Source organism: Shewanella sp. ISTPL2, assembly GCF_013283205.1.
GTDB classification, from domain to species: Bacteria; Pseudomonadota; Gammaproteobacteria; order Enterobacterales; family Shewanellaceae; genus Shewanella; species Shewanella oncorhynchi.
The window spans coordinates 314,478-327,757 of sequence record NZ_JAAPAV010000001.1 but is presented as its reverse complement, the minus strand read 5'-3'; the positions used below and the strand labels follow the sequence as shown (position 1 = coordinate 327,757).

Here is a 13,280-nt window from a genome sequence, read left to right as displayed (position 1 = left end):
TGCTAAACAAAATATCCATCATCACTGAAGACGATAACGTTTACATCTCAAGCTCACTGGCTTATATCGTGCAGACGATTGCCCATCAGCTGTACAAATATTAAGTATTCGCGAGCCAATAATAGACTATGTTTCTAGCTTAATGATCAATAGAGACGATTTTGTTATCTGTCTCTAAATAGCGCTCAAAATCATCAACGCACATAGGTTTAGCAAAATAATACCCTTGAATAATATAACAGCCACGGCTAAAGACTTGCTCTAACTGCTCAACCGTCTCAATCCCTTCAGCAACTACATTTAATTTAAGGTTACGGGCTAATTCAATAATACTGCTCACAATCGCCTGATCTGCGGTATTAGTGGCGATATCAATCAAAAAGGAGCGATCAATTTTTAGGGTATTGACTTCAAAATTACGCAAATAAGCCAGTGAAGAATACCCAGTACCAAAGTCATCGATGGCAACCTCGATCCCCAAAGATTTCAATCGAGTAAGATGGTCTTTAGCGACATGCAACTCCTTCATCAATACGCCTTCGGTGATTTCTAATCCTAAAGATGCTGTTGGCATTTGGGTTTCTTGTAAAATTCTTTGGATATCTTCAATAAAATCTGGCTGCCTAAAATGCACCGCCGAAATATTAACCGACAACTTAAAGCCCGAGCCATAGCGCTTAGTCCAATTGGCTCCCTGCACACAGGCTTGTCTTAATACCCAGCGGTCAATATCAACAATTAAACCGCAGGCCTCGGCGACTTTGATGAAAATATCGGGACGAATAAAGCCGTCCAGCGGATGTTTCCAGCGAATTAATACTTCCATTCCTATGAGCTTATCATTACGCAAAATATCAATTTGCGGCTGGTAATAAAGCTCGAACTCTTGCCGTTCTATGGCTTTGCGTAAATCGGCCTCAAGCCGTAAATGATAGAGGGCTTGAGCATTACGCTCCGAGGAATAATATTGGAAATTGCCTCGCCCTTCTTCTTTGGCATGGTACATAGCAAGATCGGCATTCTTGATAAAAGCCTCTGGCTGCACCGCATCGTCGGGCCAAATACTGATGCCTATACTGGTCGAAATATAAAATTCCCGACCATATAACTTAAAAGGCGCGACAATTTGCTCCAACAGGCGCTCGGCGACATGGTTAATATCGTCAATGCTGTTTGCATTGCGGAGTAAAATCACAAATTCATCGCCACCAAAACGACAGAGTAAATGCTCGCTGGAAATACAAGATTGCAGTCGGCTTGATGCTTCGACCAGCAGAGCATCGCCCATGCTATGACCATAGGAATCATTAACATGCTTAAATCTATCGAGATCTAAAAACAATAGCGCCAGTTTCTCACCTGTTTGTTGCGCAGCTTGAATCGACTGTAATAAACGGCTAGAAAATAAGGAGCGATTTGGCAACCCAGTAAGTACATCGTAATTAGCCAAACGGCGTAAATCGGCTTCAGTACGTTTACGCTCCGTAATATCAGAAAATACCACCACATAGTGGGTTACTTTCCCGTTAATGCTTTGCATCACCGACACGTTTAGCCACACTGGACAGAGTTGCTGATTGGCGCGGATTAACTCCCGCTCTCCGGTCCAAGACTGACTATCACGGAGAAGTTGCTTAATCTCCGATGCTAATCCGTCATTCATCTGTACGAATTGTGCAAATGGTTGCCCAACTAAGTCGTCAGAATCTATACCAATAATTTGTTGCGCAGCGTAATTAGCAACGCGAATACCGCCTTCGACATCTAAAATCAACACACCTTCAGAGGTATTGCCAAACGCTTTCGCCAATAAATTAATTTCATCTTCTAGCTGGCGTTGCACAGTAATATCGCTATAAATACCCGCGACCCGTTCAATTTCATTTGAGTGCTTATTGCGAGCAACTGGCCGCCCTCTAACCCTCAGCCACCCCCAATTACCGTCCTTACGCTGATAGCGATATTCGGCCTCGAATCGGTCAATCTCACCCGCCATCATGTTATCCCACTGAGCGAGAGCTTTCTCCCTATCCTGCGGATGCACAGGCAAATCCTCTAAGCTCACCACAATCTCATTGGCATGCGTACCAAGCACCGAACCGCGATTATCAAGGTGAAATGCCTGAGTATTTTTATGCCACTCCCAGAGATCTGAGTCACTGCCGCGCAAAGACTGCCTTAACCTGTCCTCACTCTCCGTTAATGCCAGATTCATCTGCTTAAAGGTATTGATCTGTCGTTGTCGATACCAAGCAAGACTTAAAGCAATAATTGAAAATAACAGCAGCAAAATGCCTTTAAAACCTTGGGATAACCACCAATGCTGCTCAACATAAAAAGGATAAGAGAACGGCTTATCTGACCATATCCCATTAACTTGACTCAAAATATCTAACACATAGCCACCCGCCGCTAATCCTGCGAGGTTGATCTGAGATTCCCCCTGCAACAAGACGTAATGGCTATCTTCATCCTGATAACGTAATCGGTATTTAAATTGAATTGGCGAATCATCGAGGTAATCTAAGTTAGTGATTTGAAAACTCACCATATTCGCATCGGGTTTGATGGTCATCAGGTTACGCGGCAACAAGGATACTTCTGTCGTGTTGTTATAGTACACAGAGACAGATTCAAGCATCACATGGTCATCGGTTATACGATTGACCAGCCTATTGACATCGAGTCGCATCACACCTTCAGGTGTTCCTAAGTAAAAGCCTGTTTTTGGCGAATAAAAATAAGCGCCCTCGTTCATTTCATCGGAAATCAAACCATCGAGTTGATTAAACATGGCGATATTGCCAGTTTGAATATCCTGACGAATCAAAGAATCAGCACAACCCACAAGATTTGACTTAGGGGTCTTTTGAATAAAAAACACTGAACTACAATTTAATTGCCATTCGGAAGTCAGTGAAACTAACGATTCCGCCTGCTGCTGATATTCAAACAAACCTTTTTCATAAGAACCAAACCAGATAATTCCCGGGGACATTTCTTCAATATGGCTAATCGTTGGTTGTGCCGCAAAAGCATTAAATAAGTGCCGTTGATCATGAAACTCGTTTTGACTGTCTATGTAACCAAAGACTTTTTTACCGCCAACCCAAAGACGACCGTCAGAGGTACGATAAATCGTGCGGATCACTGGCCGCTTGGGGCCATCAAATTCGTTCGATGACTTATCAATATCAAATGGCTGGGGCTCATAGAGTCCCATTTCCCAAAAATAGAGTCCCGTGGTAGTCGCAATCCAGACGCGTCCTTTCAGTTTGGGATCCCGATAAGTTTTATATATGAGCTTATTTTTAAAGTCATCCTGACCGTGAGTCCATTTAGAAAAACTACTTCCTTGCAAGGTCTCTTTATCAATAACAAAAAGACCACTGGTTGTTGAGATCAGTAAATAATGGTCCTCAAACTCACTAATATCATAAATACTTTCGTGGGGATTAAACCCCTCAATCGGAATGTTAACCGCTTTTTTACTGCCCTTAGCAACAAAATCTACACTGGAAGAACCGAGCCAAACCCCTTCATCACTGGCATGTACAGACCAAGTCATGGCATCGCTCAGCTGATAGGGTTCATCTGCCGCATAAGTATCAAGAATGAAATCAGGCGGTGACGCTAACAATGCCAATCCATCACCAGAGCCTCCAACCCACATCAAGCCTGCATCATCAAACAACATGGCTTTCAGCGTTTCCATGTTGGCCTCAGCCTTCAACTCTTGCTGATAATTCTCAATCAACCGCGTCTCAGGCGACCATTTTAACAAGCCAATACGACTGGCAAACCACAAATACCCTTTAGCATCTTCAATGATCGCTGTGCTCCAATCGGGTAATTCTGGCACAGGTGTAATTTGATGAGCGATTTGATCTAATTGATAAACACCACGCCCTGTCGCAATCCAGATCCTATGTTGAGTATCCTCCAACATATCGAGAATACTGCCCATAGATTCGGTCCAAGGGTATTGGAACAGCCGTTCGCCCTTGTTATCGAGGAGCTCTAGTTGCAACTGCCCCGCAACCAACATGTGTCCATTGGGCATAAGCAATAACTTGCGCCAAGGAAGGTCGCGATTAACAGCTAATTGGGTGATAAGGCGCAGTTCAGACTTTGAAGGGGAAAACTCATAGATCTGACCATTATCAATTAATAATCGCCATGTTTTGCTATTCTTGCGGGCTGCCGATATCAGCGCACCACCTGGAAACTGCGGGAATAGATAGGGAGAACCAAACGCGGTAAATTGATTTTGTACTATATCGTAAAGGTAAATCGCGGCATTGGTGCTGACCAATAACTTGTCTCGGTCGATGTTTACCACTGTCGTTAAAAAGTCATCCGCAAGCCGTGATTCCGTGCCAATTTTATCAATGCGCCGCACCTTAGAATTACTGACCCGATACAAGCCCTGCTCAGTCGCTGCCCATACAAAACCATAGTCATCTAAGGCTAAACCTCGGATGCTGGTGACAGCTAAACCGTCTCTATCGGTAAAAACACGCTGCACAAAGCCGCCCGCCCAAGCCGAATGGACGCTAATCAGTGAAAGGATGAAACATGTCAGAATTGTTCTAATTATTTTTGTTTGCATGTGACAACTTACTTCATACATATACCCAAACCACCTCAAAATGCAGCATTCAGCGGGAATTTAACGCACTTTAGGCAAGACGGCTATTTGCAGGCCTAGTGGGCTAAGTCAAAAATAGCCAACACCGCATAAAGTGCGTTAAAACCCGCCGGGACGGAGCACCCAGGGCACTCCACTTCCGTGTTGCATCAATTCAAAAGGTGGCCACATTTTTTCATTGATGCGCCTTGAATTGAAGCACCCTGGGCGCTCTGAAACTCGTATTTTGAGGTCGCTTGGGTATAACTGTACTGTAGCAGCTCAATCCCTTCAATTCATCCGCTTGTTTACATAAAAGTTACAAAAAAATACAGGCAATAAAAAAGCGCTCAAGTGAGCGCTTTTTTAATCGACAGCTAAATTACTTTTTCTTTGCCTTTGGGTTTGGCAAATCAGTAATAGAACCTTCGTACATTTCAGCCGCTAAGCCGACTGATTCGTGCAGTGTTGGGTGAGCGTGAATGGTTAATGCTAAATCTTCAGCATCACAACCCATTTCAATCGCTAGACCGATTTCGCCTAACAGCTCGCCGCCGTTAACACCCACAATAGCACCACCGATCACGCGGTGAGTGTCTTTGTCGAAAATCAGCTTAGTCATACCTTCAGAACAATCTGACGCAATCGCACGACCACTTGCAGCCCATGGGAAAGTTGCGGTTTCGTAAGCAATACCTTGCTCTTTCGCTTCTTTCTCAGTCAAACCAACCCAAGCGACTTCTGGGTCAGTATAAGCAATTGATGGGATGACTTTTGGATCGAAGTAGTGCTTCATGCCAGCGATAACTTCAGCCGCTACGTGGCCTTCGTGCACGCCTTTGTGAGCCAACATAGGTTGACCAACGATGTCACCAATTGCATAGATGTGCGGTACGTTAGTACGCAGTTGCTTATCAACCTTGATAAAGCCACGCTCATCAACGTTAACACCTGCTTTTTCAGCATCTAACGACTTACCATTAGGTGCACGGCCAATAGCCACTAATACGGCATCGTAACGAACGGCTTCAGTTGGCGCGCTCTTACCTTCCATAGAAACATAGATACCGTCTTCACGGGCTTCGACCGCTGTGACTTTAGTTTCAAGGATCAGGTTGAATTTCTTCTTGATTTGCTTAGTAAATACGCGAACCACATCTTTATCAGCCGCAGGGATCACTTGGTCGAACATCTCAACCACGTCGATTTGGCTGCCTAAAGATGCGTACACAGTACCCATTTCTAGACCGATAATACCGCCGCCCATCACTAACAACTTGCCTGGAACTTCTTTCAGTTCTAATGCGTCAGTCGAATCCCAAATACGTGGATCTTCATGCGGAATAAATGGCAGTTTGATTGGGCGAGAACCCGCTGCAATGATCGCTTGCTCGAAAGTCACTTTAGTCACAGTGCCATCTTCAGCAGTCACTTCTAGCGTGTTAGGGCCAGTGAATTTACCAAAACCGTTAACCACGTTAACTTTACGCATTTTGGACATGCCGCCCAATCCGCCAGTTAATTGGCCAATGACTTTTTCTTTAAAGCCACGTAACTTATCTAAATCGATAGTTGGCTCGCCGAAGACCACACCGTGAGCGGCAACCGCTTTGGCTTCTTCGATAACTTTAGCAACGTGCAGTAAGGCTTTAGATGGGATACAACCCACGTTAAGACACACGCCACCTAAAGTGCTAAAACGTTCAACTATGATGGTTTCCAGACCTAAGTCAGCAGCACGGAAAGCCGCAGAATAACCTGCAGGACCTGCACCTAATACCACTACCTGAGTTTTGATTTCGTTACTCATGTTTTCCTCTAATTCTCATTCAATCCGTTGGAGGAGCTATCCTGCCAACCGAAAATGCGCCAGCGCGTAAGGTGGGCGCATTTTAACCTGTGTTTGATACTGATCACAATAAACAAAAGGCTGCTCAAGATGAGCAGCCTTATATGCTTACAGAACCAAAGTACGAATATCGGACAGAATTCCTGACAGCGTTACACTAAAACGTGCAGCCATGGCACCATCGATCACGCGGTGATCGTATGACAGTGACAGCGGCAACATCAATTTAGGTTCGAACTCTTTACCATTCCACTTAGGCTTAATTTCAGATTTAGACACACCTAAAATCGCCACGTCTGGGTAGTTCACGATAGGCGTAAACGCCGTACCGCCAATACCACCTAAACTTGAAATGGTGAAACAGCTACCTTGCATATCAGCAGATTTCAGCTTGCCATCACGGGCACGGATAGAGATATCAGCCAGTTCACGAGATAACTCGATAATGCCTTTCTTATCCACGTCACGCACGACTGGCACAACCAAACCGTTTGGCGTATCAACCGCCACACCGATGTGGAAATACTTTTTCTGGATCAGTGATTCGCCATCAGAGCTTAAGCTCGAGTTGAACACAGGGAACTGTTGCAACGTTTTAGCCACAGCTTTCAGCATAAACACTAAAGGCGTGATCTTGTAATCGGCTTTTTTCTTCGCCGCTACATCGTTTTGCTGCTTGCGGAACTCTTCCATTTCAGTGATATCAGCTTCATCGAACTGAGTCACGTGAGGGATAGTCACCCAGTTGCGGTGTAAGTTAGGGCCAGAAATCTTCTGGATACGGCTTAATGGAATCTCTTCCACTTCACCAAACTTACTGAAATCAACTTTAGGTGCTGCAATCACTTGCAGACCACCGCCGTTACCTGAACCAACAGAAGTTGCAGCAGTCGCTTTCGGACGCGACAGTTCGTATTTCACATACGCCTGCACATCTTCTTTCATGATGCGACCTTTACGGCCAGAACCAGTCACTTGGGTCAAGTCGACACCAAACTCACGGGCTAAACGGCGTACTGCAGGAGACGCATGTACCGCACCAGTAGACACAGGTGTACCTGCGCTTGGGTGATGGGGTACTGGTGGACGGCTTGCAGGTGTTGGGGCTGCAACGGGTGCAGCGCTCACTGGAGCAGGAGCCGCCGCTTGTGCAGCAGGTGCTGGCGCACTTGCTGTTGCAACAGAAGTCGTCTCAATCGTCGCAATGACGCTACCTTGAGAAACCTTGTCACCCACTTTAACAGTCAAAGACAGCAGTTTACCGGCGAATGGCGCAGGCACTTCCATGGTGGCTTTGTCAGTTTCAAGCGTAATCAAACCTTGGTCGGCAGTGATTTCATCACCGACAGAGACGAGCACTTCGATCACATCGACATTGCTGGCATCGCCAATATCCGGCACTTGAATTTCTTTTACCGCAACCACACTTGCCGCTGGTGCAGCAGGTGCTGCGGCCACTGGCGCTACCGTAGTGGCAGGAGCAGCTTGGGCAGCAACAGTTGGCGCGGCTGCAGGTGCAGCGCCGCCCACTTCAAGCATGATGACTAAAGAGCCTTGCGACACTTTATCGCCAACCGCAACTTTAACGTCTTTAACCACACCCGCGAAAGGTGATGGCACGTCCATCGTCGCTTTGTCTGTTTCTAGGGTAATTAAACCGCTATCAACTTCAATCTTGTCACCGACAGCAACCAGGACTTCGATAACCGATACATCTGTGTCGCCACCGATATCTGGTACTGTCACTTCAACCACTTTGGTTGCGCCCGTCGCAGGAGCCGCAGCCACAGGGGCAGGAGCCGCTTGAACTGGTGCAGATGCTGGTGCCGCCTGAGCGGGTGCTGCAACTGGAGCCGGAGCGGCTGCTGCCGCGCCCGCCGCTTGCATCATAGCAATCAAAGTACCTTCAGATACTTTATCGCCCACAGCCACTTTCAATTCGGCTAAAACACCGGCGAAAGGCGCTGGAATATCCATAGTCGCCTTGTCGCTTTCGACGGTAAGAATCGATTCTTCTGCCGCTAGGGTATCACCCACAGCCACACAAATTTCGATCACTTGCACTTCATCGCCGCCGATATCAGGAACAAAAACTTCTTTTAATTCAGCCATTTTCATTGCCTCTTACGCGTACTGTGGATTGATCTTGTCAGCGTCGATACCATATTCTTTAATGGCTTTTGCTAACACATCGACAGGCAGCTCTTTGCGATCAACCAGTGATTTCAGTGCCGCAATAACGATAAACTTAGCGTCCACTTCGAAGTGGTGACGCAGATTCTCGCGGCTGTCTGAACGACCGAAACCGTCAGTACCTAACACTTTGTAATCGGTAGGAATATAAGCACGTAACTGTTCGCCGTAAATCTTCATATAGTCAGTCGCGACGATTGCAGGTGCATCACTTGAAATCACTTGGCTGATATAGGCTTGTTTTGGCGTTTCGGTTGGGTGCAGCATGTTCCAACGTTCAGCGGCTTGACCATCGCGAGTCAATTCGTTAAAGCTGGTCACACTGAATACGTCGGCAGTAATACCAAAGTCTTTCGCCAGTGCTTGCGCCGCTTTACGAGTTTGTTCAAGGATAGTGCCACAGCTCATTAACTGAACTTTGCCTTTACCTGAACCCGCAACCGTTTCTAACTTGTAGATACCTTTCACTATGCCCACTTCCGCGCCTTCTGGCATGGCTGGTTGCTCATAGTTTTCGTTCATTGTGGTCAAGTAGTAGAAGATATCTTCTTGATTCTCGCCGTACATACGACGGATACCATCTTGTACCACAACGGCGATTTCGTAGCCGTATGTTGGATCGTAAGTAATACAGTTAGGGATAGTGTTCGCCAATACGTGGCTGTGACCATCTTGATGCTGTAAACCTTCGCCGTTAAGCGTTGTACGACCGGAAGTACCACCGACTAAGAAACCACGAGCACGCATGTCACCCGCTGCCCAAGCCATGTCGCCAATACGTTGGAAACCGAACATTGAGTAGTAGATGTAGAACGGGATCATAGGTGTATCGTTGACTGAGTAGCTCGTCGCTGCTGATACCCATGAAGACATAGCGCCGAGTTCGTTAATCCCTTCTTGCAATACTTGGCCGGTTTTATCTTCACGGTAGTAAGCAACTTGGTCAGAATCCTGCGGAATATATTTTTGGCCTTCGTGAGCATAAATACCCACTTGACGGAACAAACCTTCCATGCCGAAAGTACGGGCTTCGTCAGGAATAATTGGCACAATATTTTTGCCAATTTTCTTGTCTTTCAGCAGGGCTGTCAGAACACGAACGAATGCCATAGTCGATGAAATTTCACGGCCGTTAGAGCCCTGTAAAATCGAATCGAAAATCTTCAGTGATGGCACTTCCATCTCTTCGGTGAACTTTTGACGACGTTGTGGCACGCTACCATACAGCGCTTCACGACGGCTCATCATGTACTTCACTTCTTCAGAATCTGGACCTGGGTGATAGAAAGGCAGATCTTCTAACTGGTCATCTGGGATCGGAATATTGAAACGATCGCGGAAGTAACGGATAGACTCGATACCCATTTTCTTCACGTTGTGAGCGATGTTTTTACCTTCACCCGCATCACCTAAGCCATAACCTTTTACAGTTTTAGCTAAAATCACCGTTGGGCGACCTTTGGTTTTTTGTGCGTGATCTAAGGCAGCGTACACTTTCACGGGATCATGACCGCCACGGTTTAAACGCCAAATGTCATCATCTGACATATTAGCAACCATTTCGGCCGTTTCAGGATACTTACCAAAGAAGTGTTCGCGAGTATAAGCGCCACCTTTGGCTTTACAGTTTTGGTATTCACCGTCAACGGTTTCTTCCATTAACTGCAGTAACTTACCGCTAGTGTCACGGGCCAATAATGGATCCCAGTAACGACCCCAAATCACTTTGACCACTTCCCAGCCTGCGCCGCGGAATTCGCCTTCAAGTTCTTGGATGATCTTACCGTTACCACGTACAGGGCCATCAAGACGCTGTAAGTTACAGTTAACGATGAAGACTAAGTTATCTAATTCTTCACGGGCCGCTAAACCAATCGCACCTAAGGCTTCTGGCTCGTCACACTCACCGTCACCTAAGAAACAGTAAACGGTTTGTGCTGAACAATCTTTCAGACCACGGTCAGTCAGATATTTCAGGAAACGCGCCTGATAAATCGCTTGGATAGGACCTAAGCCCATAGAAACGGTTGGAAATTGCCAGTAATCCGGCATCAGTTTTGGATGTGGGTATGAAGACAGACCCTTGCCATCCACTTCTTGACGGAAGTTAGCCAGTTGGTCTTCGCTTAAACGACCTTCTAAGAATGAACGCGCATAAATACCAGGGGCAATATGGCCTTGGAAATACACTAAATCGCCACCGTCTTTTTCATTGGGTGCGCGGAAGAAGTGGTTAAAACATACGTCATAAATAGTCGCGCTTGAGGCGAAGCTTGAAATATGGCCGCCTAATTCTAAATCTTTCTTAGAACCACGAAGCACCATAGCTAAAGCGTTCCAACGGATGATGGCGCGAATGCGACGTTCCATCTCTTGGTTGCCAGGCATGTGCGGCTCTTGACCCGCAGGGATAGTGTTCAGGTAAGCCGTTGTGGCGTTATAAGGCAAGTGAGTGCCATTACGACGCGCTTTATCGATCAGCTTTTCTAGTAAAAAATGCGCGCGCTCTGGGCCTTCCTGTTCCAACACGGCTTGCAGGGCATCAACCCATTCCTGAGTCTCTAACGGATCTACGTCTTGTAGCATATCTTCAGACATGACACTGTCCTTCTCTATATACATGATAATGAATGGTGTTTGCGGCATATTCCGATTTAGCTGGCAGCTAAATCACAGAACTTAAGCGCCACTCTTTAAACGGCGCAAGCTTCGCTGCAACCGGCTATCTTCTTCCCGCACAGATAACATCACCTCTTCGATGTAACTTAAGTGTTCATTCGAGGCTTCTCTGGCGGCGTCGGGATCACGACGAACGATGGCAGCGAGCAAGGCCCGTCTGTGATCGTTAGCCATAGTAGAAGCTTCTTCGCGGCGGCTTAAAAGCTCCAGGTTTTGCGCCACATTTTGATGCAGCACAGGGGTTAAACTAAGAACGAGGTGTAACATAGCCACGTTATGTGACGCTTCCGCCACAGCACGATAAAAACGCACAATCGCAGCAGCTTTTTGTTCGATATCGGTGGCGGCTTCCACCTCGAGGATCATACGCTTGATATTTTGCATATCGGCGTCGGTACCACGCAGGGCCGCAAAATAGGCCATCATGCCTTCGGTGGCATGGCGGAACTCCAGTAAGTCGTACTGACTTTCTGGATCTGAATTCATCAGTTCAACAATAGGATCGGCAAGGGTCTGCCAGAGTTGTTCTTTGACATAAGTACCACCGCCTTGGCGGCGCATTAACAGTCCTTTTGCCTCAAGCTTTTGAATAGCTTCACGCAAAGAAGGTCGAGACACTTCAAACTGGATCGCTAGTTCGCGTTCAGGCGGTAACTTCTGACCGGGCTGTAAACTCCCCTCTAAGATCATTTGCTCTAATTGCGCCATGATCACGTCAGAAATTTTTGGCTGATTAATTTTACTATAGGCCATCAGGCGCTCAGCTCCGTTGTAAATTGGTCTTACCAATTTTTTTGAGTGAGCGCACTTTATCAAATCAGCGTTTTGATGTCCAGATTGAAGATCACTCCTTAAAAGCGATCTCGATCAAAAGCACTCACGAAGAGAGAGCATAGCGGAAAAAAATGTTTATGGGGTCAGACCATTTGACAAAAGCACGGACTTCGCCCCACTAGGCGCAGCCAAAAGCGCAGCGGATAGATTCTAGGCTCTAGATTCTAGACTAGAAGGAGCACAGCGACACCCTAGCAGCGAAGCGTTCTCGATTCTCGCTGCGAAGCATCCTTCTTTTAACTCACCAATCCAAAAATGGTCAGTAATGAAAGTATTGCAACAATAAGTGTAAAGTTACGTTTACTGAGCACTAATAATGCTAAGGTTGATTGTACACATATAGGCGCACTTGCGACCTCTGGTAAAGGTTGTGCCGCTAATGCCGTTTCAGCCACCACAGTACGAGCACTCACATTTAAGGTCAATCCATTACGGCGCCACGCCGCTAAACCTTCACTAAATTGACCACTTAAGGCATAACCAAAGGCGAAAATCCGGCTCGGTAACCAATCCAGTATCGTAATCACTTCGTTGACTAAGGGTAGCTCTAGAGATTTACGGGCATTCTCTTCGGCATAAAAACGTACCGTGCAATACAGTACAGCACCGACTGGACCTAAAAAAATGAAAAACAGCGCCACGGCACCATAATAACGATAGTTAATCCAAGCAACACTTTGACCCACTTTGGCACCAAGGTCTTTCTCGGATACAGCATCCAAACACTCGCTACAATCGAGTTCGGCGGCATAATGGTAACAAGCTTGGACGTCTGAGCGACAAGCGGCTTGCATATATTTTTTGAAAATATCACGCTGTTTCTGATGGTTAAAACAAACCACTGCCACAACAATCCATAGTGCTAAACTTAATAAGCCCCAAAACATTCCCGCCACTAACCAAGATAAAACATATACCAACAAGGCTGGTAGCACTAACGCCAACGCCATCATCACGCTTGTCAGTGACGCTTTATCACCGAAAAATGTTGTCTGATAGGATTGCAGTAAACGATCAAATTGCCATGATGAAGGAAGAAATTTAAGTCGCTCCACTAAAATGGCGACCAAGAGTGAAAATAATGCCATGGGCTGT

General features: G+C 46.3%; 6 protein-coding genes. All 6 read right to left on the bottom strand.

What is annotated here, in order from left to right:
• Positions 1 to 139: 139 nt before the first annotated feature.
• On the bottom strand, positions 140 to 4,633 hold the full coding sequence (locus HUB64_RS01495) for an EAL domain-containing protein (protein WP_173496215.1): 4,494 nt from the start codon (positions 4,631 to 4,633) through the stop codon (positions 140 to 142).
• 379 nt (positions 4,634 to 5,012) lie between these two features.
• Positions 5,013 to 6,440, bottom strand: a complete 1,428-nt coding sequence (lpdA, locus tag HUB64_RS01490) for a dihydrolipoyl dehydrogenase (protein ID WP_105250398.1) — start codon at positions 6,438 to 6,440, stop codon at positions 5,013 to 5,015.
• Positions 6,441 to 6,587: 147 nt separating this feature from the next.
• Positions 6,588 to 8,591, bottom strand: coding sequence for a dihydrolipoyllysine-residue acetyltransferase (gene aceF / locus HUB64_RS01485; RefSeq protein ID WP_173496214.1), 2,004 nt, complete (start codon positions 8,589 to 8,591; stop codon positions 6,588 to 6,590).
• A gap of 12 nt (positions 8,592 to 8,603) precedes the next feature.
• On the bottom strand, positions 8,604 to 11,270 hold the full coding sequence (gene aceE / locus HUB64_RS01480) for a pyruvate dehydrogenase (acetyl-transferring), homodimeric type (RefSeq protein ID WP_173496213.1): 2,667 nt from the start codon (positions 11,268 to 11,270) through the stop codon (positions 8,604 to 8,606).
• Positions 11,271 to 11,351: 81 nt separating this feature from the next.
• Positions 11,352 to 12,104, bottom strand: coding sequence for a pyruvate dehydrogenase complex transcriptional repressor PdhR (gene pdhR / locus HUB64_RS01475; RefSeq protein ID WP_105250401.1), 753 nt, complete (start codon positions 12,102 to 12,104; stop codon positions 11,352 to 11,354).
• Between the two features lie 317 nt (positions 12,105 to 12,421).
• Positions 12,422 to 13,273: a beta-lactamase regulator AmpE gene (gene ampE, locus HUB64_RS01470; RefSeq protein WP_173496212.1), complete on the bottom strand. Its 852-nt coding sequence runs from the start codon at positions 13,271 to 13,273 to the stop codon at positions 12,422 to 12,424.
• Positions 13,274 to 13,280: the final 7 nt, after the last annotated feature.